This is a genomic window from Amycolatopsis camponoti (assembly GCF_902497555.1).
In the GTDB taxonomy this organism is placed as follows: domain Bacteria; phylum Actinomycetota; class Actinomycetes; order Mycobacteriales; family Pseudonocardiaceae; genus Amycolatopsis; species Amycolatopsis camponoti.
On sequence record NZ_CABVGP010000003.1, the window covers coordinates 846,734 to 869,667 of the forward strand.

Below are 22,934 nucleotides of genomic sequence, written 5' to 3' on the forward strand. Positions count from 1 at the left end.
GCGGCCGCCGACCGCTAACATCCGCACTCGTGCCAGAGGAGACCACGCGCGAGCCGGACCCCGGCCCCGTGACGCTGAGCCCGGCCGACCGGGTCATCCCGAGCTGGACCGAGCCGCTCGCGGCCGCGGTCACCAGACCCATCGGCGGCCCGCTCGGCGAGCACGCGGCGGTGGGCAGGCACTGGTTCTGGTCGCCGCAGCGCGTCGGCCTGCTGCTGGCCACGCTCGCGCTGATGCTCTGCTGGTTCGGCAAGGGCTCCTGCATCCAGCAGTACCAGGACTCCAGCGGCGCCACCCAGCTCGACTGGCGCGCGGGCCGCCCGTTCGTCGCGATGTGCTACTCCGACATCGTGCCGCTGTACAGCTCCGAGCGGCTCGACCGCCCGAGCACCTTCCCGTACTACACGTCGTGGAAGGAGAGCTCGCAGACGGCGGAGAACGACACCCGGTACATGGAGTACCCGGTGTTCACCGGCCTCTTCCAGTGGGCGAACGCGAAGCTCGCGGCGGGTTGGCTGAACGTCGCCGAGAGCGGCTGGCTGCCCGGCGCGCTGCCCGTCGCGGTCTACTTCGACTTGACGGCATTGTTCCTGGGGATGGCCTGGCTGGTCACCGTCTGGGCGACCGGCCGGACGATGAAACGCCGTCCGTGGGACGTGGTGCTGGTGGCCGCCTCGCCGCTGGTGCTCGTGCACGCGTTCACCAACTTCGACGCGATCGCGACCGCGTTCACCGCGACCGGCCTGCTGGCCTGGGGGCGCAAGCGTCCCCTGCTCGCCGGGCTCCTGCTCGGCCTGGGCGCGACGGCGAAGCTCTACCCGCTGTTCCTGCTCGGCGTGCTGTTCGTGCTGTGCCTGCGCGCGGGGAAGCTGACGCCGTTCTGGAAGACCGCGGCCGCCACCGTCGTGACGTGGCTGGCGGTGAACGCGCCGTTCATCCTCACCGCGACCCGCGGCTGGTGGGAGTTCTTCCGGATGAGCACGCTGCGGCCGATGGACCCGGACTCGCTCTACAACGTCGTCTCCTACGCCACCGGCTGGACCGGGTTCGACGGCGTGCTGCAGAAGAACCAGAACCCGGCGTACCTGAACCTCACCGTGGCCGTGCTGTTCCTGGCCTGCTGCGCGGGCATCGCCTACATCGCGCTCGCGGCGCCGCGACGGCCGCGCGTCGGCCAGCTCGCGTTCCTCGTCGTGGCCGCGTTCCTGCTGACGAACAAGGTGTGGAGCCCGCAGTACTCGCTGTGGCTGGTGCCGCTGGCGGTGCTGGCGATCCCGCGCTGGCGGCTGCTGCTCGGCTGGATGCTGATCGACGCGCTGGTCTGGGTGCCGCGGATGTTCTACTACCTCGGCGTCGACCACAAGGGCCTGCCCGAAGGCTGGTTCCTCGGCACGGTCGTGGTCCGCGACCTCGCCGTCGCCGCGCTGTGCGTGCTGGTGGTGCGCGAGATCTACCACCCGGGCACCGACCTGGTCCGGGCCGGCGGCGACGACGACCCGGCCGGCGGCTTCCTCGACGGCGCCCGGGACGTGATCGTCCCGAACGCCGTCCGGCGCCGCCGGAAAGCCGTGGCTGCCTAGCCCGTAAGACCTAGCCCAGCTGTTCGCGCAGGTAGGCGATGTCGGCCGCCTGGCCGTCGGGCGGGGTCTCGACGATGACCGGCGCGCCGGCCTCGCGGGCGACGGCGACCAGCACCTCGGGGTCGATCGTGCCTTCGCCCTCGACGACGCTGGCGTGCCGGTCGCGGGTCGAGCCGAACTCGTCGCGGGAGTTGTTGAGGTGCACCAGGTCGATCCGGCCGGTGATGGCCTTGACTCGTCCGACGGCGGTCGCCAGGTCCCAGCCTGCGGCGTAGGCGTGGCAGGTGTCCAGGCAGAACCCGGCGCCGAACTCGCCGACCTTGTCCCACAGCCGGGCGATGACGTCGAGGTCGCGGGTGATCGCGTTCTCGCCGCCGGCGGTGTTCTCGATCAGGATCGGGACCTTGAAGCCGCCCTTCTCCTGCTCGCGCTCGAAGAGCTTGCGCCAGTTGTCGAGGCCGGCCTCGACGTCGTCGTTCGCGCCGACGTGCCCGCCATGCACGATCAGGCCCTTCGCACCGACCGCCGCCGCGCCGTCGGCGTGCTGCGTGACGTTCTTGCGGGACGGGATCCGGATCCGGTTGTTCAGCGAAGCCACGTTGATGAGGTAGGGCGAGTGGATGAACACCTCGACGGGGTCGGCCGCGATGGCCTCGCCGTGCGGGTGCGGCTTCGGGGCCTTCCAGCCCTGCGGGTCCGAGAGGAAGAACTGGACGACGTCGGCTTTGCGCTCGGCGACCGCGGTCAACGGGTCGTCGTCACGGACATGGGCGCCAATCAGCATGCCGAGCACGCTACTCCGGGTGCTTCTTTCCCCTGTGGGACCGGTTGGTGACGCTCGTGGAGTACCGTGAGCGCGTTCCGTGATCCAGATTGGTCCGACTGCCGGAGGGCATCGATGGGGAAGCAGCTCGCCCGGATCACCGCACTGGGGTTCAATGAAGATTATTCCGCCGTCGGCCCGCGCATGACTTCGCGGCCACCCCGCGTTGGGCGGGCGTGGTGCGCCGGCCTGACCGGAATAACCCTCACCTTCGCCGCATCGGCCGCTTTGGCGATGCCTGGAGTGGCGAGCGCCGATCCCAGCCCGACCCTCGGCGGCGACTGCTCGGCCACGCTGCAGAACGGCCAGGCCCGCGACGCGAAGACCGGCCTCCTGCTGGATGCCGGCGCCCCGCTGAACGCCCCGGACCGGCTGACCGTCGGACTCGACTCCAGCGCCAGGAACACGAACGGCTCGGCACCCCTGCTCACCCTCCCGGTGGGCGACACCGTGCGGGCGCTCGGCATCGGCGACGTGCCGTTGGTCGGCGACGCGGCGGCGAAGGCCGTCTGCCCGACCGCGCAGAGCGTCGTGAACACCGTCGGCGGCGTGACTCAGGGCGTGGCGAGCGAACTGCCCCCGCTGCCGCTCCCGCCGGCCCCGGCGCCGCCCGCGCCGCCGGCCCCGCCCGGTCAGACGCCGCCGCCGGGGCAGACCCCGCCCGGCGACAGCACCGGCCCGGTGACCACCGGTCCCGGTGGCGCCGGCCTGCCGGGCGACGCGATTTCGGGCATCTTCAGCAACGCCTCGCTGCTGCCCGGCAGCCTGATCCAGGCGCCGGTGATCGCGCAGATCATCCCCGGTCAGCAGGTCCCGACGGTCGACGAGCAGAAGTCCGGCACGGCCGAGGCGCTGCCGGGCGTCACGCCGCCGGCGAAGCTGCCGATGCTGCTCGCGGTGCTGGCGCTGGCGATCGTGGCCGCGGCCCTCGTCCGGGCCTGGATCCGCCGCAATCCGGCCTGATTTCACCGACGGTGACGCCGGCTTCCACTCGAATGCCGGACATTTCTGAACGAGCGGGCGTCACCGCGCTGCCTTAACGTCGTTGTCCTGGGAAGAGGCGACGAGGCAAGGGGCGGCGAGCATGCAGGATCGGACACGGAGGGCAACGGCGGTCGGCGCGACGGCGTTCGTCCTCGCTGGTTCGGCTGTGCTCGGCATGCCCGGCACCGCCTCCGCGGCCGAGACGAAGACGGTCCCGTGCGGCAGCACCGTCACGGCGAAGCCGGGAGACCACATCCAGGGTTCGATCCTCGGCCTCCCCGCCATCGACCTGGGCATCGTCGGCCAGGCGACCACCGTGCTCACGAGCGTGGTCGGCGGCCTGCTCAACACGGTCTGCAAGGTCACGGTCAACGTCGTCAACACCGTGGTGTCGCCGGTCCCGGTGGTCGGCGCGCCGCTGGCGAGCGCGGTCAACCAGGGCGCCGACGGCCTGAACTCGGCCGCGACCGGCGGCCTCAACACGATCAACGGCGGGAGCAAGCAGGGATCGCCGCAGCCGGGCACTGGCGGCAACCCGCAGCAGCCTCCGGCTCAGGGCGGCACCGGCGGCGCACCGCAGGGCGGTACCCCGCAGGGCACCACGCCGATCCCCGACGCGAACAGCCCGCTGCTGCCCGGCTTCTCGAGCAGCCCGGTGTTCGGCGGCTTCCCGTTCAGCATCGGCACGGGCTACGCGCCGATGCGGGACTACAGCGGCATCCCGTTCGCGACGGCCGGGCTGTTCACGCCGTCGCCCGCCATCCGGTACGGCAGCCAGATCCCGGGTTACGCGCCGCAGTACGGCCTCACCGGGCCCGACCAGAACGCGGCGGCCGGCAACTCCGGCATCCAGACGGCGGGCCGCGCCGAAGCGCTGCCGTCCGGGTCCGACGGCTTCACGGACGGGTCGAACCTGCCGCTGCTGATCGCGGTGCTGGCACTCTCCGGAGTCAGCGCGGGTCTTGTGCGGACCTGGGTGCTCCGCCGAATGGCCGCTGCGAATTGACCCGACTGCCGAGTATCTTTCACGTATCTTCTTCGTTGACCCTGGTGTTCAGGACAACGACGCCTCGATGACCCCACGGAGGACAGTGCTCGTGCGGAAGTTCTTGACCGTGACCGCCCTGGCCGCCTTCGTCACCGGTAGCGCGTTCCTTTCCGCGGGCAGTGCCTCGGCGAGCCAGCAGATCGTGAGCGCCAGCTGCACCGGCACGGTCACCGGCCAGATGGGCGACCAGGTGGCGATCGATGGGGCTTCGGTCAAGACCCTCGTCACCAACGGCGCGAACAACGCAGGCACCCTCGCGGTCGGCAGCTGGGCCGGCGACTCCATCGCCAAGAACCACGCGATCCCGGTGGGCCAGGTGCCGAACGCCGCGGGCGGCGAGGTGACCGGCGCCGCGATCGGCAAAGCGGTCCGCACCGCGCTCTCCAACTCCGGCACCTGGGGTCTCGGGCTCGACTGGAACAAGACCTTGAACAGCGTCGAGAGCACGGTCGCGAAGGGCTGCAACCTCACGCTGCTCGCCGGCAACTACGTCGCCCCGAGCACGCCGGGTCAGCCGGGCGCGGGCGGCACCGGTACCCCTCAGGGCGGCACCCCCGGCGGCGCCTCCGGCAACCTCTCGAACCTGAACCCGGGCACCGCCGGCGGCACGGGCGGCAGCGCGCCGATGCGTGACTACGGCGGCATCCCCACCGCGACCGCCGGCACGGCCGTCGCCCCGGGGGTGCGCTACCCGGCGAACGGCACGCTCCCCGGCGACGCCTCCGCGCCGCAGGGTGACACGGGTGCCCAGAGCGGCCAGGGTGCCGACATCCGCGACGCGGGCAACGCCCAGTCGGTGGCCTCGCCCGGCTCGGCGAACGACGTCCAGCTGCCGATGCTGCTCGCGGTGATCGTGCTCGCCGGCGTCACGGCCGGGCTCGTCCGCACCTGGGTCCTGCGCCGCGCGAGCTGACCCGGACGGCACCCCGCCGTCCGGTCCCGAAGGCACCCCCAGGTAGCCTTACCTGGACAAACCCTCCTGTCACGGACAGTCCGTGGCCGCGAGCCCATAGGAGGTGAGTGGTTGTGTCACGCCATTACGAGGTAATGGTCATCCTGGACCCCACGCTCGACGAGCGCACTGTCGCTCCGACGCTGGACACCTTCCTCAACGTGATCCGCACTTCGGGCGGAAGCGTCGAGAAGGTCGACGTCTGGGGCCGGCGCCGGCTTTCGTACGAGATCAAGAAGCACGCCGAGGGGATCTACGCCCTCCTCGACCTGAACTCGTCTTCGGACGCGGTGAAGGAGCTGGACCGCCAGCTGTCGCTGCAGGAGACCGTGCTCCGCACCAAGGTCATGCGTCGCGAGATCAAGCGCGCCGCGGCCAAGCCCGCCGCCGTCAAGGCCTGAGCCGAAGGGTATTCCCGATGGCTGGAGACACCGTCATCACGGTGATCGGCAACCTGACGTCCGACCCGGAGCTGCGCTTCACCCCGTCCGGTGCGGCGGTCGCGAACTTCACCGTCGCGTCCACGCCCCGCACGCTCGACAAGCAGTCGGGCGAGTGGAAGGACGGCGAGGCGCTGTTCCTGCGCTGCAACATCTGGCGCCAGGCGGCGGAGAACGTCGCCGAGTCCCTGACCCGCGGCGCTCGCGTCGTCGTGCAGGGCCGCCTGAAGCAGCGGTCGTTCGAGACGAAGGAAGGCGAGAAGCGCACCGTCGTCGAGCTCGAGGTCGACGAAATCGGCCCCTCGCTGCGCTACGCCACGGCCAAGGTCAACAAGGTCAGCCGCGGTGGCGGCGGCGGTGGTGACTTCGGCGGCGGCGGTGGCGGTGGAAACCGCGGCGGCGGCGGTGGCGGCGGAATGCCGGCCGACGACCCGTGGGGCTCCGCCCCGGCCGCCAGCAGCGGTGGCGGCGGCGGCTTCTCCGACGAGCCTCCCTTCTGATCTCGTACACATCCACAGATTTGAATTTCCAGGAGTAGACAGTGGCCAAGCCACCCATTCGCAAGCCCAAGAAGAAGGTCTGCGTGTTCTGCAAGGCCGAGAAAAAGGGCCGTCCGGAACTGATCGACTACAAGGACACCAACCTGCTGCGGAAGTACATCTCCGACCGCGGCAAGATCCGTGCCCGTCGCGTCACCGGCAACTGCAGCCAGCACCAGCGTGACATCGCCATCGCGGTCAAGAACTCCCGCGAGATGGCGCTGCTGCCCTACACCTCGACCGCGCGCTAAGGGAGGGCACTGAAATGGCGAAGATCATCCTCACCACGGACGTGGCCAACCTCGGCGGCCCCGGCGACATCGTCGAGGTCAAGGACGGCTACGCGCGCAACTACCTGCTCCCGCGGGGCTACGCGATCGCGGCCTCCAAGGGTGCCGAGAAGAACGTGCGCACCATCCAGCGGGCGCAGGAGAGCCGTCGCATCCGCGACCTCGACCACGCCAAGGAGATCAAGGCGACGCTGGAGGGCCTCGGCGCCATCCAGCTCAACGGCAAGGCGGCCGAGGGCTCGAAGAAGCTCTTCGGTTCGATCACCGCCGGCGAGATCGTCGACGCGATCAAGGCGGCCGGTGGCCCGCTGCTCGACAAGCGCGTCATCGAGCTGCGCGACCACATCAAGACCGTGGGCAAGCACTCGGTCGGCGCCCGGCTTCACCCGGACGTGAAGGTCGAGGTGCGGCTCGAGGTCAAGGCCTCGCAGGCGTAGTCCGGCGCAGTAACGCAGTACGTCGTGGAAGGCGGGTCGCTCCCTGGTCGGGGCGGCCCGCCTTCACGCGTTTCGGGGGAACCCCGGACACGACGGCGCCGTCGTAGGAGAATGGGCGGGGACGCGAAGGGGATGGAACCGGATGGGTAACGAGGTCAACATGTCCGCGCCGGCCGGTGGCGGTGGCGGCTTCACGTTCGACGCCGACAAGATCGACGCCGTCATCAAGAAGTGGCAGGACCTCCAAGCCGACCTCAAGCGCGACTACGACGACGCCAACCTGATGGCGAACGTCAAGGCGCCCGGCAAGGAGTTCGCCAGCGGCGACTGGGAGAAGCTCGCGAACCCGTCCGGCAAGGCGTTCCTCGAGCAGAACTCCAAGATGCAGGAGTACGTCAAGAACTACATCGACGCACTGACCGCCGCGAAGCAGAAGATCACCACCAAGGAGTCGGACACCCAGGCCGACCTCTCGAAGACGGGGAACCAGGCCACGTGAACCGACGACTTCTCGCCGTCCCGGCCCTGGTCTTCGCCGTGCTCGCCGTCGCGGGCTGCTCCGGCAAGACGCGGGGCACCGCCAACCCGGAGCCGACCGCGGCGTCCGGCGGCAGCGAGACGTCCCGGTCCGCGGCCGACTCCGCGCCGCGGGTGCCGGAGCCGCTGAAGACCGCGAACATCACGTCGGACGCCTGCGCCACGATCAACGCCGACGGACGCTCGGCGCTGGGCCTCGGCGACGGCTCCCCGCGCAGCACCGCGAACGGCCCGAGCTGCACGTTCCAGGAAGCCGCCGACCCGGGCAACCAGATCGACGTGACCACGGTGACGGCGAACAAGAACGGGCTCCAGGACGTCTACGACACCAAGGCGAACGACGCCTACTTCGAAGAGACGCAGGCCGGCGGGTACCCGGTCGTGTACGCCGCCGCGCTGGACGACCGCAAGAAGGGCAAGTGCGGCCTGTTCGTCGGCGTCACCGACGAGCTGGCGGTCAACGTCCTGGTCCAGTACGACAACGGGGCCGGCGCCTCCGACCCGTGCTCGGTGGCGCAGAAGTTCGGCGAGGCGATGATCCAGACCTTGAAGGTGGGCTGAGATGCTGGAACTGGTGCTGCTCGGCGGGTTCGCCGCGTACAACATGGCGACCACGCACTCCGACGACCACGCTTCGCAGCAGGGCGATCGCAAGATCGACTGCTACGACATCTGGCACCAGATCACCACCGGCCCCGGCACCGGCTCGATCCAGAACGGGCAGTCGGCGGCCGGCCGGCTGAAGGGCGCCTACGCGGACCGGCTCAGCACCATCGACGCACTGGCCAAGGAGATGGACGCCGCCTGGACCGGCGGCGGCTCGGACGCGGCGCAGAACGCGGGCGCGCACCCGCTGCGGGTGTGGATGGAGGACTCGGGCACGAAGCTGACCGACTCCGACAAGTACCTCGGCGAGCAGAACACCGCGTTCACCACGGTGCACGCGCAGGTGCAGGAGGTCCCGAAGGACCCGCCGAAGAACAACCTGCTCAACGCGGTGACGCCGTGGACGACCGACACCGACCGGGCGATCCGCGACTACAACGCCAAGGGCCAGGCCAACGTCGACGCCTTCAACACCTACTACAAGGCGAGCAACGACAACGGCCAGAAGATGCCGACGTACTCCGCGCTCAAGGGGCAGCAGGAGAACGTCAACATCGACGACGGCAAGAAGAAGCCGGGCAACGGAAAGGGCGAGGGCAACGGGAACGGGGAAGGTGAGCGCGGGGGTGCCCCGGGCGTTGGACCCGGCGGCGTGAACATGCCGGGGCCGGGCGGCGTCCCGTCGTTCAACGCCCAGCCGCCGAACACCCCGGGCGGCAGCTTCGACCCGTCGAAGGTGCCCGGCGGGAGCTTCGACCCGTCCAAGGTGCCGGGCTTCGATCCGTCGAAGGTGCCGAGCGGTAGTTATGACCCGTCGAAGATCCCGGGCGCGGGCAGCTACACCCCGCCGAACTTCAACGACGGCACCAGCGCGTCCGGCTTCTCGCCGTCCGACCTGCCGGGTGTGCCGAGCTTCGGCCCGGGCAGCACGCCGAGCTTCTCCGGTGGCGGGGGTGGCGGCGGGTTCGGCCCCGGCGGCTCGGGCGGCATCGGCGACCCGACGGCGGGCTTCGGCCCGGGCGGCAGCGCCGGCTTCGGGCCCGGTGGCTCGTCCGGTGCGTCCCTGCCGGGCGGCGCCGGCGGGACGGGCGCGGGCCGGGGCGGCATGGGTGCCGGCGGCGGCGCGATGGGCGCGGGCGGCGCGGGGGCCGGGCGCGCCGGTTCCACCGGCATGGGTGGCATGGGCGGCATGGGCCACGGCGCCAAGGGCCAGGGCGGCGGCGACGAAGAACGCACGTCGAAGTACCTGCTCGGCGACGACCCGAACGAGATCTTCGGGAGCGACGAGCTCACCGCACCGCCGGTCATCGGCGAGTAGCGCACGCGAGACCGCCGGGTGCGTGCCAAGATGGGCGCGCCCGGCTTTCCCGGGACCACCGAGCCGATTTCGATCTTCACTGGGGGAAGAGCGGTGCTGGACAGGCAGGTCACCATCACGACCGGCACCCTGGTCAACCTGATCCGGCGCCGGGGCGGCGAGCCGCACACCGTGCTGGCCGAGACGCCGACCTGGTACAGCGACGAGGCCCAGCGCGCCGAGGACGAGCGGGTCAACGCCGAGCTCACCAAGGCCGGGCTGTTCGGCCCGCGCGGCATGCACCCCGGGTTCGTCGCGACGGTCGAAGCCATCGCCCGGCCGCAGCTGGAGTACTACGGCTGGATCGACGGCGGGTTCCAGGGCAAGCCGGTCAGCTACCGGCTGCTCGCGGGCAGCGCCGGCGGCGAGGCGTTCGTGCTGGCCAAGCACGAGGAACTCGACGTCGTCGTGCTGGAGTCGACTCAGCCGCACGAGCTGCTCGACGGTTTCCTCGGCCAGATCCCGAAGCTGGCACCCGGACGCGGGACACCGCTCGCCGTGCCGAAGAGCCAGATCGAGGGCACCGCTCGCGGCGACGAAGGCGGGTACGCGGTGCTCCGCAGCGACCGTCCGGCCGAGGGCGCGCAGGAGGTCGACGAGCTCCGGCGGATCCTCTCGCTACGCCGAATGGGGAGCGGCAGCCTCTACGTCGCGACCCGCAGTCGCAGCGGGGCCTGGCACCGCATCGAACGCCCGGTGAACTACATCGATACGTCGGAAGGCCGGTGGCTGACCGAAGAGGTGCCGGGACGTGGGGAGAACCGGATCGCCTTCACCCCGGCCGACCAGCGCGTTCTCGCTGAGCGGTTACGCAGCGCACAGGGCCGGCTCACCGCGGCCTGAGTGCCGGCCGTTCAGCCCACCAGGTGACGGCTCTACCCTCCGTGATATTCATCCACAGGTCGCGCCGGTCAATGGTCTCCGGCTGGTCCACGACACGCCGAACAACGGACTTCGCGCGACACGCCGGACGAGTTTCCGGGAAGTTCTCCACATCTTGTTCACAGCAGTTGACCTGGGGATTCGTCGAAGCCGATCACGCTTGTCCCCACCTTGTCCACAGCTCTCGCGGCACCTGTGACTGGTTACCCCCATTCATCCACAGGTTGTCCACAGAAGGGTCCCCATCCGGAATTGCCTTCGGCCTAACGGGGGATCTAGCGTGCCCGCTCGGGCCTGTACTCACGGTGGCGCCCGGCGTGCCTCCGAGAGCCGGACGACGTTCTCACCGATCATCGGGGGGACACGTCCGGAACAGTCAGGCACCGACCTGGCCGCGTGCTTCGAGAGCGAAGATCCGGCATACTCGAACGAGTGTTCGACACGATGAGGAGGTGTCCGGAGCGGTGGCGCTGACCGACGACCGCGGTCCGATGTACGCGGAGTCCGACCCGGGTCCGAGCGACCCCGGCTCCGGCGGCGGTTTCGACCGCCAGCCGCCGCAGGACATCACAGCCGAGCAGTCCGTGCTCGGCGGCATGCTGCTGTCCAAGGACGCGGTCGCCGACGTCATCGAGGCGCTCGGCCCCGACGACTTCTACCGCCCGGCGCACCAGGCGATCTACGACTGCATCCTCGACCTCTACGGCCGCGGCGAGCCGGCCGACCCGATCACCATCTCCGCGGAGCTGGAGCGCCGGGGCGAGCTGGGCCGCATCGGCGGCGCGCCGTACCTGCACACGCTGATCGCGACGGTGCCGACCGCGGCGAACGCCGGCTTCTACGCCGAGATCGTCGCGGAGAAGGCGGTGCTGCGCCGGCTCGTCGAGGCGGGCACCCGGATCGTGCAGTACGGCTACGGCGCGGCCGCGGCGGACGGTGCGAACATCGACGAGGTGGTCGACCGCGCGCAGGCCGCGATCTACGACGTCACCGAGCGCCGGACCAGCGAGGACTACGTCGCGCTGGAAGAGCTGCTGCAGCCGACGATGGACGAGATCGACGCGATCGCCTCGCGCGGCGGCCAGTCCCAGGGCATCCCGACCGGGTTCACCGACTTCGACGAGCTGACCAACGGCCTGCACCCCGGGCAGATGATCATCGTCGCGGCCCGCCCCGGTGTCGGCAAGTCGACCCTGGGCCTCGACTTCGCGCGGTCCGCGTCGATCCGGCACGGCCTGACCAGCGTCATCTTCTCCCTGGAAATGAGCCGGACCGAGATCGTCATGCGCATGCTGTCGGCCGAGGCGAAGATCCGCCTCGCCGACATGCGCGGTGGCAAGATGTCCGACGACGACTGGACGCGGCTGGCCCGCCGGATGAGCGAGGTGTCCGAGGCACCGCTGTTCGTCGACGACTCACCGAACATGACGATGATGGAGATCCGGGCGAAGGCGCGCCGGCTGAAGCAGCGCAACGACCTGAAGCTCGTCGTCCTCGACTACCTCCAGCTGATGACGTCCGGCAAGCGCGTCGAATCGCGGCAGCAGGAAGTCTCGGAGTTCTCGCGGCAGATGAAGCTGCTGGCCAAGGAGATCGAGGTCCCGGTGATCGCGATCAGCCAGCTGAACCGTGGTCCCGAGCAGCGGACGGACAAGCGCCCGATGCTGTCCGACCTGCGTGAGTCCGGCTCGCTGGAGCAGGACGCCGACCTCGTCATCCTGGTCAACCGCCCCGACGCGTGGGAGCGCGACGACCCGCGCGCGGGCGAGGCGGACCTGATCATCGCGAAGCACCGTGCCGGCCCGACCGCCACGATCGTCGTGGCCCACCAGCTGCACTACAGCCGCTTCGTGGACCTCTCCCACGACTAACCGAGGGCGCTGTACCCGCGGATGAACGCCGTGAGGAGCCTGCCGAAGTTCTCGCGGTCCTCGTCCGGCCAGTCCGCCATGACCTCGGCGAACACCGAGCGCCGGAAGGCGTGCAGCTCGCCGAGGTGCGCCTGGCCGGCCTCGGTCGGCACGAGCACCGCACGCCGTCCGTCGCGCTGATCGGCTTCGCGGCGCAAGAGTCCCTGCTCGACGGCGCGCGCGACGAGCCGGCTGGCGCGCGGCTGGTCCACGCCCATCGCCGTGCTCAAGGCCGTCACCGTGCTGGGCTCGCCGCGTTCGGCGAGCTCTTCGACGACGTCGAGCAGCTCGTGCACCGGGTCGTGTGCGCCCTGGCCGCGGGCCTTGCCGATCCGGCTCAGCGCCCGCCGCTGCTGGCTGCGGCGGATCGCGATCATCGCGCGCTCGACGTCGGCCACCGCGTCCGTCATGGTTGCTCCACCCTCCCAACTGCATGTACTTTTACATGTAATTGTTCCTCGACATCACCGGAGTTCCCATGAAACCCCTCGGCTGGTGGCTTCGCCACGTCCACGAGCTTCTCGAATCCTCCATGGCCCAGGCCCTCGACGCCGAGTCGCTGAGCCGCCGGCACTGGCAGGTACTCAACACGATCGCCCTCGGCGCCCGCACGCCGGAGGAGGTCGACGCGGCACTGGCGCCGTTCGTCGCCGCCGACGGCCCGATGGCCGCCAAGGTGGCCGACCTCCGGGCTCGCGGCTGGGTCGCCGAAGACGGCGAACTCACCGAGGCGGGCCGCGAAGCCCACGCCCGGGTCGAGGAGCGCGTCGAAGCCTTCCGCGCCACGGTGACCCGCGGGATCAGCGACGACGACTACCGCACGACGGTCCGCACCCTGGAGCGTTGCGCGGCGAACCTCGAGAGCGACTGAAGGAATATCCCGGGGAGCACGGGCGTCAGGTATCCTAGTAGTTGAACTTTCAAGCACTGGAGCCGTCGATGACCCGCACCCCGGTCCTCTACCTCAGCCACGGAGCGCCGCCGCTCGCCGACGACACCACGTGGACCCGCCAGCTCGCCGCCTGGTCGGCCGACCTGCCCCGGCCCCGCGCGATCCTGGTCGTGTCGGCGCACTGGGAGGAGGCGCCGCTGACCATCGCGGCCACGACGACCGTGCCGCTCGTGTACGACTTCTGGGGCTTCCCGGACCGCTACTACCAGGTCAAATACGCGGCGCCGGGCGCGCCCGAGCTGGCCGCGAAGGTGCGGAAGCTGCTCCGCTCGACGGAGACGCCGGTGCACGACGCGCCGGAGCGCGGCCTCGACCACGGCGCCTACGTGCCGCTCGTCGAGATGTACCCGGACGCCGACATCCCGGTGCTGCAGGTTTCGATGCCTTCGCTCGACCCGCAGGAGCTGTTCGACCTCGGCCGCAAGCTCGCGCCGCTGCGCGACGAAGGCGTGCTGATCATCGGCAGCGGTTTCTTCACCCACAACCTGAGCGGCATGGCCCGCGCCACCGACGGGACACCGCCCGCGTGGTCGGCCGAGTTCGACCACTGGGGCGACGAGGTGGTGCGCGGCGGCGACGTCGACGCGCTGCTCGACTTCCGGCACAAGGCGCCGGCGGCGGCGCTCGCGCACCCGCGGATCGAGCACTTCGCGCCGCTGTTCGTCTCCCTCGGCGCGACCGCGGAGGAGAAGTCCGGCCGCACGGTGATCGACGGGTTCTGGCACGGCCTGGCGAAGCGCTCGCTGCAGTTCTCCTGACCTTCCCGGACACACGAACGAGCCCCAAGAGCCGGATTCGGCTCTTGGGGCTCGTCCTCTCCAGGGAAGGAGAGCTTCATCGGTCGTCAGGCACTCCGTGCGAGGAGACCTCGCGGCGCGTGGAGCGCCTGCCGGGGTTGGCGGGCCGGACGGGGTCTGGCTGAACCCGCCCGGCAGTACCGAACTACTTGCGCTTGACCAGACCCAGCAGCTTCGCGAGGAAGCCGGTCGAGTCGAGGCCCGACATCGCCGGAACCTGCGCGGCCGGGGCCGCGCTGTCCAGCACCGGCAGCTTCGCGTTCACCGGCAGGGCCGGGGCGGCGGGCAGCGCGGCCGGGGCGGCCGGCAGCGCCGGGGTCACCGGGAGGGCGACCGGCAGGGTCGGGACGCCGCCACCCAGGGCGGGCAGCGCCGGCAGCGCGACGGGCAGGCCACCGGTCGGCAGGTCCGCACGCTCGGTGCCACCCAGCGCCGGCAGCGACGGCAGCAGGCCGCCGCTCAGGGCGGGGATGTGCACCGGCAGGCCACCGGTCGGCAGGTCGGCGCGCTCGCCGCCGCCGGCCAGGGAACCGCCCAGGCCCGAAAGCCCGTTCAGGCCCGGCAGGCCACCCGCGGTCGGCAGGTGGGGCAGCCCGGCCATCGGGCTCACCGGCACGTCGGCACGCTCGGCCGGAACGGCCGTCGGCAGCGCGGGCAGGCCCGCGGTGGGCAGCCCCGCCGTCGGCAGGCCACTGGCCAGCCCGGTCAGCGAGGGCAGCTCGCCGGCACCCAGCTCCGAACCTTCGACCGGGTTCGCGATCGTGTCGGCCGCGTCCGTGGCCTCACCGTTGATGCTGGTCATGTCGGTCGCGTCCGCGGTGGCGACACCGAGCAGCTCGAGGGGGACCCCGAAGATCTGCACCGGCGCCACGATGTCGTGGTAGAAGTTGTACCCCGACAGGCTGGATCCGTCACCCTCGGTGACCGGCTCGCCGCCGTTCTGCGTGGTCAGCGAGTTGTCGCCGACAGCGTGCGCGACGCCGCCCACGGTCACCGCGTCGCCGAACAGCTGCGCGATCGCCGTGGCCGGGATGTCGAGGATGTTGCCGGAGATGGCGCCCTCGACACCCGAGGTGGTGTCGTCGCCCGCGTTCTGCACGGACGTCGTGTTGATCCCGGTGCCGCTGGCGACACCCGCCGCGCTGACGGCGTCACCGAAGACCTGCGCCACCGGCAGCGCGTCGGCGCCGATGATGTTGCCGGCCACGCTGCCGCGGTCACCGTTGGTGGTGGCGTCGCCACCGGCCTGCGACATCGTGTCGCTCGTGCCCAGGCCGTGGCCCAGGGCCGCACCCGCGACACCGTCGCTGAACAGCTGCGCGGCACCCGCGATCGGGGCCTTCACGATGTTGCCGGCCAGCGCACCGTCCTGCCCGTCGGTGAGGGCGTCGCCGCCCGCCGAGGAGTCGGTGATGTTGTCGTTCTCACCGGTGCCGATGCCCGCGAGGGCGGCACCGCTGCCGGCGGCCAGCACCGGGAGCGAGACCGGGGCCTCGATGATGTTGCCGGCGCCGGCGCCCGCGGGGCCGTTCGCCGTGACGTCGCCGCCCGCGTTGGACGTCGTGTCGGTCGAGCCCTTGCCGTGGCCCTGGCCGACGAACGCGCCGCCGATGTTGGCGACCTGCACCGGCAGCGAAGCCGGCACGGTGCCCAGGTTCGAGCTCAGGAAGCCGTTGTCGTCGTGGGTGCTGCCACCGCCGCCGCCGGAGACGACCTTGGTCTCGTCGGCCGAGCCGGAGCCCTGGCCGATGAACGAGCCGCCCACGCCGAAGACCTCGGCGGGCAGGCCGACCGGCACCTGGACGACGTTGCCCGAGCCGGACGAGTCGTTGCCCTGCGTGCCGTCGTACGCCCCGGCGGTGACCGTCTTGTCCTCGGTCGCCGTGCCGGACGCGTTGCCGATGTGGCTGCCGCCGATACCGAAGACCTCGGGCGCGCCCGCGGTCTGGGTGTTGACGATGTTGCCGCCGAGGACGGAGTCGTTGCCCTTGGTGTAGCTGCCGTTGCCCGCGTTGGCGTCGGTGGTGTTGTCGTGCGCGGCGTTGGCCTGGCCGATGTAGGTGCCACCGATGCCGAAGGCCTCGACCGGCAGCGCGACCGACGGGTTCAGGACGTTGCCCGAGCCGCTCGCGTTGTCACCGGCGGTCTTGACGAAGCCGCCCGAGTCGACCGTGCTGGAGGAGCTGCCGGTCTCGGGGATGCCCGCCGAGGCGTTGCCGATCCACGAGCCCGCGACACCCGCGACGTTCGCGATCGGGGACAGCGAGGCCGCCCCGCCGTTGCCGGACAGGAACGAGTCGTTGCCGCTCGTCTCGAGGTAGGTCGGGATGCCGAGGCTGCCCTCGCGCGTGTCCCCGGCCGTGGCGTCGGCGGAGGTGTTGCAGCCGTCGGAGTTCGACAGCGAGCCCCACACGGCGCCCGAGTTGCAGTTGAACTTGACCGGCAGGGCGATCGGCGCGCCGACCACGTTGCCCGATCCCGCGCTGTTGTCGCCGGAGCTGAACAGCGAGCCGCCGGAGGTCGCGACGGTGTCGGCCGAGTAGCCGTGGCTCTGGCCGTTGCCGAGCAGGTACGACGCGGCGTTGCCGGTCACCTGCACCGGGGTGGCGAGCTGGCCCGCGACCACGTTGCCGGAGAGCGAGGAGCCGTCGCCGTTGGTGTCGACGTTCCCGGTCTCGTTGGTGCTCTGGCTGGCCGACCCACCGGTCACGCGGCCGGTGCCGCCGGCGACGCCGCCGCCGTTCCCGGCGATCTGCACGGGGAGGGCCCAGTCGAGGGCGACCGCGTTGCCCGCGAGGCTGGAGTCCTGGCCCGTCGTCGCGATGTCCTGGTTGTGGTCCCAGGTCTGCGTGTGGTCGCCGCCCTGGACGTTCGCGTCGCCGATCACGCCGACCGCGTTGTCCACGATCTGGATCGGGACGACGACGTCGCCGGTGACCTTGTTGCCCTTGAGGTTGTTGTGCCCCGGGGTGAACGCGCCCGCGCCGTCGGCCTTGGTGGCACCGCCGAGGGTGCTCTGGCTGATCGGGCTGGCTTCGTCGAGCTGCTTAGCCGCTTCGTTCGCCGCGTTGGTGACCGGCTTGGTGCTCAGCTCCGTCTGCCCGGCGGGCAGGTCCAGCTGGCCGAAGGGGGTGCCGACCGCGTTGTTGGCTTCCTGGATGGGAGCCGTGACGTTCAGGTCGAGCGGGGACGCCGGGGCGTCCGGGTTGACGTTCTCGTCGGCCGAAGCGATGCCGGTACCCAGCATCAGCAACCCACCGGTGACAAGTGCGGTCTGGAGTCCGCGCTTTGCCCACGTCTGCATGGGGTTTTTCTCCTTTATTTCGGGTTCCCTTGCGGGCTTATGGGGGTGCGCTCGTCGAATTCGAAATGGGGTCCGAGCCGCACCGAGGGGGGAAGGAACTGCGTGCGGGCGCAACAAAGCGCACCGCCGTGTCACGGGAAATCCGCGGACGCAGGAGCCGTCAGAGGAAGACGGGTCCGGGCGCGTCAGCGACCCGTGAAGGGAGGTGTTCAGTCAGGAGTGACGCCGGGCTGCTCGCCCGGGGTGCGCATCGCGGTGCGCAGGCCGGCGCGGCTCATGGCCGCGACGGCGGAGTCGACGGCTTCGGTCGTCCAGAAGGGGACGCCGAAGTTGAGGCCGTCGAGGTGACCACCGGGGGCAGTGCTGCCACCCGGGGCGGTGGGGACGGACGGCGCAACCGGAAGCTGCACCGGGGCCAGCGGCGACGGCAGATCACGGTGCCCGGTGCGGGACTCGCCCGCGGCACTGGTGACGTCGTCGTGCTGGAAACCCGTCGGCATCGCGAGCACGGCTCGCAGCGCGGCGGGGAGCTGGACGGTCGAGACGGCGACCGTGTCCGCGGCCTGGCCGACACCCGTGGTCACCGGCTCCTGCTCGACCGGGGCGAGCCCCGGGAGCGGAACCAGGTCACCGTGGGCGGCCGGGTCGAGCAGCTGCAGCACGTCGTGCGCCGGCTCGGGGGTGAAGGTCTGCTCGAGGACCTGGCGGGTGTCCTGCGGCTGGCGGACGATGTGCTCGACCGCACCGAGGGTGCGCTTCGCCGGGCTCACGACGGCGTCGCCGGCGAGGTCCGAAACCGAGTCGCCGACGCGGTCGGACACCTCGTGGCCGAGGGTGCGGGCGCACGGCTCGCTCCACGCCGTGGCGTCCTGGTGGCAGCTCGAGTCGGCGACATCGGTCGCCGCGCTCGACGCGCCGTTGTCCACGTCGCCGAGGCTGCCGGTGGCGGCCTCGGTGATCGGGGCGGTGTCGACGGTGTCCGCGGAGGCGGTCGCACCGGAGACGAGCCACGCGGCGGCGGTGCCGGCGACGGCGCCGCCGAGGACGAGCAGCGCACGCGACACGAGACGGCGAGCGCGCTTGGCACCCTGCCCCTCGTTCGTCGCGGTGTTCGCCACTCGTCGTCTCCTCGTGCTGGGTTCGTGATCGATCGGCAACATTGCGTTGCGGAAGCGACCTAACCAAATCCGGGACGCGCCGCGCACCTTTGACGCGACTTGATGCCCCCATCGTGTGAACGACACACTGTGTAGCCCGGTCTGACGGCGGGTGATCACCCCTGGCAGCGATCGGTGCCGGACGCGGCCGCGGGAAAGCGGCCGAATCGGGCGGTCCAGCCAGTACGGTGTGGCGGTGAGCCACGCGCGACGCGAAGACCCGTTCCTGCCGGAGCACGAGGACATCACGGGACTGATCCCCCGCGGGCTGCGCATCAGCGCCGCGCTCGCGTGGCGGTTCATCGTGGTGGTCGCGGCGCTGTACGCGGTGGTGTGGGTGATCGGCTACCTCTCGGTCGTCGTCATCCCGCTGTCCATCGCCCTCCTGGTTTCGGCGCTCCTCGCGCCGGCGGTGCAGAAGCTGGTGGCGGTGAAGTTCCCGCGCGGGCTGGCGACCGCGATCGTCCTCATCGCCGGGCTGGCCGTGCTGGGCGGGCTGCTGACGTTCGTCGTCACCCAGTTCTCCTCCGGTCTGCCGCAGCTGCAGCAGCAGGTGAACGCGAGCCTCGACCAGATCAAGAACTGGCTGCTCAACGGCCCGCCGCACCTGCGCCAGGAGCAGATCCAGGACTTCATCAACCAGGCGATCGGCTTCATCCAGAACAACCAGGCGTCCATCACGACGACCGCGCTGACGACGGCGAGCACGGTCGGCGAGATCCTCACCGGCTTCCTGCTGACGCTGTTCATCACGATCTTCTTCCTCAGCGGCGGCGAAGGCATCTGGTCGTTCCTCGTCCGCGCGGTGCCCCGCCCGGTCCGCAACCGGGTCGACGTCGCCGGGCGCCGCGGGTTCGCGTCGCTGGTCAGCTACGTGCGGGCGACGGCCGCGGTCGCGATCGTCGACGCGGTCGGCATCGGCGTCGGCCTGTGGATCATGGGCGTGCCCCTGGTGATCCCGCTGGCGACGCTGGTCTTCATCGGCGCCTTCATCCCCATCATCGGCGCCGTCATCACCGGCGGTGTCGCCGTGCTGATCGCCCTGGTGACGAACGGGTTCATCGGCGCCGTGATCGTGCTGGCCATCGTGATCGGCGTGATGCAGCTGGAGAGCCACATCCTGCAGCCGCTGCTGCTCGGGCGAGCCGTGAAGCTGCACCCGCTGGCCGTGGTCCTGGCCATCACCGCCGGCCTGGTCGCGGGCGGGATCGCCGGCGCGCTGCTGGCCGTGCCGCTGCTGGCCGTGCTGAACGCCGGCGTCCGGTCGCTGCTGCACGAGACCAACCCGGACCCGGCCGAGGTGAACGTCCTGAAGGACCAGGCCGCGCAGCCGAACGACGCCGAACCCGGGGGCCCGAAGGCCGAGATCGCGACGGTCGGCGAGGAGGAGGCCGCCGCGTCACCGGCCGAGCCGCCGAAGCGCGACAAGTCGTGACCACCCGGCGGTCACCGGACCCGATCACGCCCATGTGGCGTGGCGTGCTGGCGTTCCGCCTGCTCACCTGGGCGTTCGCCTGCGGCACCGTGATCGTCCAAAGCGGGCACTACCAGCGGGAATGGCTCGCCTGGACGATCCTCGGCGTGATGGCCCTGTGGTCGGTGGTCAGCAGCTTCTTCTACCTGCGCGAGCGCACGCGGCCGCCGGCACTGGTCGTCTTCGACCTCGTGTTCACGACCGCGTTGCTGCTGACCTCGCCCTGGGTGCTCAGCGACGCGCAGTTCGCGTTGAACGTCCCGCTCATCACGACGGTGTGGGCGGCGGTGCCGGCCGTCGCCGCGGGCGCGCGCTTCGGTGCGAGCGGCGGGGTGCTGGCCGGGCTGGTCCTCGGCGTCGCGACCGGGCTGGCGCGGGAGAAGTTCGACCTCGACGTCGCCCGCGACGGCGTCCTGCTCGCCGCAGCCGGGCTGCTGGTCGGCATGGCGGCGACGATGGGACGGCGGTCCGCGGCACGGCTGGAGCAGGCGCTGCGGAAGGAAGCGGCGACGGCCGAGCGGGAACGGCTGGCCCGGTCGATCCACGACAGCGTGCTGCAGGTGCTGGCCCGGGTCCGCAAGCGCGGCAACGAGGTCGGCGGGGAAGCGGCCGAGCTGGCGAAGCTGGCCGGTGAGCAGGAGATCGCGCTGCGGTCGCTGGTGACGACCGAGCCGCTGAGGTCGAACGACGGCGAAACCGCGAGCCTGCGGGCCGCGCTGCAACTGCTCGCGACGTCGTCGGTGCAGGTCTCGACCCCGGCGGACGACGTCGAGCTGCCCGCGCACGTCACCGACGAACTGGTCGCCGTGACGCGCGAAGCGCTCTCGAACGTGGAGAAGCACGCGGGCCCCGACGCGCGGGCCTGGGTGCTTCTGGAAGACCTCGGTGGCGAGGTCGTGGTCAGCGTCCGCGACGACGGACCGGGCATTCCGGACGGCGTTCTCGAGCGAGCGGCCGCGGCCGGGCACCTCGGCGTGGTGGAATCCATCCGGGGGAGGGTGCGCGACCTCGGTGGGAGCGCGACCCTCGACACCGGGCCCGGCCGGGGCACGGAGTGGGAGGTCAGGGTGCCGAGCACGAGGGGTGCGAGATGAGCGACGAGCCGCGGATCTCCGTGATGGTGGTCGACGACCACCCGATCTGGCGTGACGGGGTGGCCCGCGACCTGACCGAGCACGGCTTCGACGTGCGGGCGACCGCCCCGGACGCCGGGGCGGCGCTGCGGATCGCGAAGACCGTGCTGCCGGACGTCGTGCTGATGGACCTCAACCTCGGCACGACCTCCGGCGTGGACGCCACCCGCGAGATCACGGCGGCGCTGCCGTCGACGAAGGTACTGGTGCTGTCCGCGAGCGGCGAGCACAAGGACGTCCTCGAGGCGGTGAAGGCCGGCGCGTCCGGCTACCTGGTCAAGTCGGCGTCCGCGGCGGAGCTGGTGGACGCGGTGCGCCGGACCGCGGCCGGCGACCCCGTGTTCACCGCGGGCCTGGCCGGGCTGGTGCTCGGCGAGTACCGGCGGATGGCCGACGCGTCGATCGAGGACACCGCGGGCGCCGAGCCGCCCCGGCTGACCGAGCGCGAAACGGACGTCCTGCGCCTGGTCGCGAAGGGGCTGACCGCGCGGCAGATCGCCGAGCGGCTCGTGCTGTCGCACCGCACGGTCGAGAACCACGTGCAGTCGACGCTGCGGAAGCTGCAGCTGCACAACCGCGTCGAGCTGGCCCGGTACGCGATCGAGCACGGCCTCGACGAGGAGTAGCCGCTACGGCAGCACGGCGAAGCCCGACCAGACGCTCGCCGGCAGCGCCGCCTTGCCCAGCCGCCACCGCGGTTCGCCCGGGTGCCAGGCGGCGAGGACGCCGTCGGCCAGCACGAGGTCACCGGCGTCGGACCAGTCGAAGCCGCCGCCGCGCTTGAGGTGCTCGGTGATGAACGGCATCGCGGCGACGTGTTCCCAGCTCAGCGCGTCCGGGCGCAGCAGCCAGAGGTCCCGGGTCTGCGTGCTGGTGCCGCGGTAGGCGGGGTTGGCGAAGTCGACGGCCCAGACGCTGCCGTCCCGCGAGGGCACGACGGTGGGCGTCCTCGCGATGACCGGCCGGCTGAGCTGCTGGTGGCGGTTGTCCCGCAGGTCGACGAGGGTGAGCTCGGTCAGGCCGTCGAGGAGCATCCGGTCACCGGCGACGCCGAGGATGCGCGGCGCCTGCTGGACCGTGCGGCCGCTCTCCGGGTCGATCAGGGCGTCGGTCGACTCGGCGGCGCCGGAGTTGATGGTGATCAGCAGGCCGTGCGAGGTCCCGGCCCGTACCTGGGTGTGGCAGCTGGCGGACTGGCCGTGGCCGAGCTCGTCGCCGGAGAGGGAGACGTGCTGCAGCCGGCAGGCGTCGGGGGCGTCCGGCCGGATGACCCACACGCTCCCGCCGTCGACGGCCGGGGCCACCGACCAGGCACGGCCGAGGGATCGCGGCGGGCTCGCGGGCCCGGTGTAGACGAAGACCTCGAAGGGGTCGTCGCTGCCGGTCCCGGCCGGATAGGCGGTCAGGACGGCGGACTTCCCGACCCGGACGACGCTGATCCCCAGGTCGCCGCCGGGGTAGCCGGGCGGCGTGGCGACGGGTCCGCGGTCGGCGTCGAAGAGGGTCGGGCCGGTGGTCGGGAGGACGGCGGTGATGCCGATGCCGCCGGTCGCCGGCACGCCGGTGAGGCCCTCCGGGAGGGCGGACGGCGTGGTCGGCGGAGCGCTCGTGGCGCTCGGGCCCGGGGGCGGCGGCGGTGTTTCGCCGGTGCACCCGGACAGCAGAACCAGCGCCGCGCACACGGCGGCGCCGCGGAATCCGGGTCCGTTCAGGGTTTTCCCCCGATCTCCCT

At 71.4% G+C, this 22,934-nt stretch carries 23 protein-coding genes; 18 read left to right on the forward strand and 5 right to left on the reverse strand.

The window, feature by feature from the left end; translation table 11 throughout:
• The first annotated feature begins 29 nt into the window (after positions 1–29).
• Positions 30–1,580, forward strand: coding sequence for a glycosyltransferase family 87 protein (locus AA23TX_RS40455; RefSeq protein WP_155548237.1), 1,551 nt, complete (start codon positions 30–32; stop codon positions 1,578–1,580).
• A 10-nt stretch (positions 1,581–1,590) separates the two neighbouring features.
• On the opposite strand, the gene AA23TX_RS40460 is transcribed toward AA23TX_RS40455, so the two are convergent.
• Positions 1,591–2,364 (reverse strand): deoxyribonuclease IV, encoded by a 774-nt coding sequence (locus AA23TX_RS40460; protein ID WP_196425806.1) that lies wholly within the window; start codon positions 2,362–2,364, stop codon positions 1,591–1,593.
• Positions 2,365–2,478: 114 nt separating this feature from the next.
• Here AA23TX_RS40460 and AA23TX_RS40465 point away from each other — a divergent pair, with 114 nt between their 5' ends.
• From AA23TX_RS40465 to dnaB, 12 genes are all read left to right on the forward strand, one after another.
• Positions 2,479–3,366, forward strand: coding sequence for a hypothetical protein (locus AA23TX_RS40465; protein ID WP_439328802.1), 888 nt, complete (start codon positions 2,479–2,481; stop codon positions 3,364–3,366).
• A 121-nt stretch (positions 3,367–3,487) separates the two neighbouring features.
• On the forward strand, positions 3,488–4,393 hold the full coding sequence (locus AA23TX_RS40470; RefSeq protein WP_196425807.1) for a hypothetical protein: 906 nt from the start codon (positions 3,488–3,490) through the stop codon (positions 4,391–4,393).
• A gap of 67 nt (positions 4,394–4,460) precedes the next feature.
• A complete protein-coding gene (locus tag AA23TX_RS40475) occupies positions 4,461–5,348 on the forward strand; it encodes a hypothetical protein (RefSeq protein ID WP_155548240.1) in 888 nt (295 codons plus the stop codon).
• A gap of 113 nt (positions 5,349–5,461) precedes the next feature.
• Positions 5,462–5,788 (forward strand): 30S ribosomal protein S6, encoded by a 327-nt coding sequence (gene rpsF / locus AA23TX_RS40480; protein WP_196425808.1) that lies wholly within the window; start codon positions 5,462–5,464, stop codon positions 5,786–5,788.
• Between the two features lie 17 nt (positions 5,789–5,805).
• The gene (locus AA23TX_RS40485) at positions 5,806–6,327 is read left to right on the forward strand and encodes a single-stranded DNA-binding protein (RefSeq protein ID WP_155548242.1); all 522 of its coding nucleotides are present in this window, start codon (positions 5,806–5,808) and stop codon (positions 6,325–6,327) included.
• Between the two features lie 41 nt (positions 6,328–6,368).
• Positions 6,369–6,617 carry a 30S ribosomal protein S18 gene (gene rpsR / locus AA23TX_RS40490; RefSeq protein ID WP_003098744.1) on the forward strand — a complete coding sequence of 83 codons (249 nt, stop codon included), beginning with the start codon at positions 6,369–6,371 and terminating at the stop codon, positions 6,615–6,617.
• A 14-nt stretch (positions 6,618–6,631) separates the two neighbouring features.
• The gene (gene rplI, locus AA23TX_RS40495) at positions 6,632–7,093 is read left to right on the forward strand and encodes a 50S ribosomal protein L9 (protein WP_155548243.1); all 462 of its coding nucleotides are present in this window, start codon (positions 6,632–6,634) and stop codon (positions 7,091–7,093) included.
• 142 nt (positions 7,094–7,235) lie between these two features.
• Positions 7,236–7,592, forward strand: a complete 357-nt coding sequence (locus tag AA23TX_RS40500; RefSeq protein ID WP_155548244.1) for a hypothetical protein — start codon at positions 7,236–7,238, stop codon at positions 7,590–7,592.
• Complete coding sequence (locus AA23TX_RS40505; protein WP_155548245.1) at positions 7,589–8,191, forward strand: DUF3558 domain-containing protein; 603 nt, start codon at positions 7,589–7,591, stop codon at positions 8,189–8,191. Before AA23TX_RS40500 ends, AA23TX_RS40505 begins: the two co-directional genes overlap by 4 nt.
• A gap of 1 nt (position 8,192) precedes the next feature.
• Positions 8,193–9,554 (forward strand): hypothetical protein, encoded by a 1,362-nt coding sequence (locus AA23TX_RS40510; protein ID WP_155548246.1) that lies wholly within the window; start codon positions 8,193–8,195, stop codon positions 9,552–9,554.
• Between the two features lie 93 nt (positions 9,555–9,647).
• The gene (locus AA23TX_RS40515) at positions 9,648–10,436 is read left to right on the forward strand and encodes an ESX secretion-associated protein EspG (protein ID WP_155548247.1); all 789 of its coding nucleotides are present in this window, start codon (positions 9,648–9,650) and stop codon (positions 10,434–10,436) included.
• Positions 10,437–10,939: 503 nt separating this feature from the next.
• Positions 10,940–12,346: a replicative DNA helicase gene (dnaB, locus tag AA23TX_RS40520; protein ID WP_155549388.1), complete on the forward strand. Its 1,407-nt coding sequence runs from the start codon at positions 10,940–10,942 to the stop codon at positions 12,344–12,346.
• On the opposite strand, the gene AA23TX_RS40525 is transcribed toward dnaB, so the two are convergent.
• Positions 12,343–12,795 (reverse strand): MarR family winged helix-turn-helix transcriptional regulator, encoded by a 453-nt coding sequence (locus tag AA23TX_RS40525; protein ID WP_155548248.1) that lies wholly within the window; start codon positions 12,793–12,795, stop codon positions 12,343–12,345. The two genes, dnaB and AA23TX_RS40525, sit on opposite strands and share 4 nt — an antisense overlap.
• Before the next feature lie 68 nt (positions 12,796–12,863).
• Between AA23TX_RS40525 and AA23TX_RS40530 the strand changes: the two genes are divergently transcribed.
• Positions 12,864–13,256 (forward strand): MarR family winged helix-turn-helix transcriptional regulator, encoded by a 393-nt coding sequence (locus AA23TX_RS40530; RefSeq protein ID WP_155548249.1) that lies wholly within the window; start codon positions 12,864–12,866, stop codon positions 13,254–13,256.
• Between the two features lie 68 nt (positions 13,257–13,324).
• Positions 13,325–14,095, forward strand: a complete 771-nt coding sequence (locus AA23TX_RS40535) for a dioxygenase family protein (protein WP_155548250.1) — start codon at positions 13,325–13,327, stop codon at positions 14,093–14,095.
• Between the two features lie 184 nt (positions 14,096–14,279).
• On the opposite strand, the gene AA23TX_RS40540 is transcribed toward AA23TX_RS40535, so the two are convergent.
• Positions 14,280–17,438, reverse strand: a complete 3,159-nt coding sequence (locus AA23TX_RS40540) for a beta strand repeat-containing protein (RefSeq protein ID WP_230863033.1) — start codon at positions 17,436–17,438, stop codon at positions 14,280–14,282.
• Between the two features lie 209 nt (positions 17,439–17,647).
• Positions 17,648–18,556, reverse strand: coding sequence for a hypothetical protein (locus AA23TX_RS40545; RefSeq protein WP_155548251.1), 909 nt, complete (start codon positions 18,554–18,556; stop codon positions 17,648–17,650).
• A gap of 235 nt (positions 18,557–18,791) precedes the next feature.
• Here AA23TX_RS40545 and AA23TX_RS40550 point away from each other — a divergent pair, with 235 nt between their 5' ends.
• From AA23TX_RS40550 to AA23TX_RS40560, 3 genes are read left to right on the forward strand one after another with little or no spacing between them, the layout of a single operon-like run.
• Positions 18,792–20,030: an AI-2E family transporter gene (locus tag AA23TX_RS40550; RefSeq protein WP_155548252.1), complete on the forward strand. Its 1,239-nt coding sequence runs from the start codon at positions 18,792–18,794 to the stop codon at positions 20,028–20,030.
• Positions 20,027–21,163, forward strand: a complete 1,137-nt coding sequence (gene macS / locus AA23TX_RS40555; protein WP_155548253.1) for a MacS family sensor histidine kinase — start codon at positions 20,027–20,029, stop codon at positions 21,161–21,163. Before AA23TX_RS40550 ends, macS begins: the two co-directional genes overlap by 4 nt.
• On the forward strand, positions 21,160–21,828 hold the full coding sequence (locus AA23TX_RS40560; RefSeq protein WP_155548254.1) for a response regulator: 669 nt from the start codon (positions 21,160–21,162) through the stop codon (positions 21,826–21,828). Before macS ends, AA23TX_RS40560 begins: the two co-directional genes overlap by 4 nt.
• A gap of 3 nt (positions 21,829–21,831) precedes the next feature.
• On the opposite strand, the gene AA23TX_RS40565 is transcribed toward AA23TX_RS40560, so the two are convergent.
• A complete protein-coding gene (locus AA23TX_RS40565; protein ID WP_155548255.1) occupies positions 21,832–22,884 on the reverse strand; it encodes a hypothetical protein in 1,053 nt (350 codons plus the stop codon).
• Between the last annotated feature and the right edge of the window lie 50 nt (positions 22,885–22,934).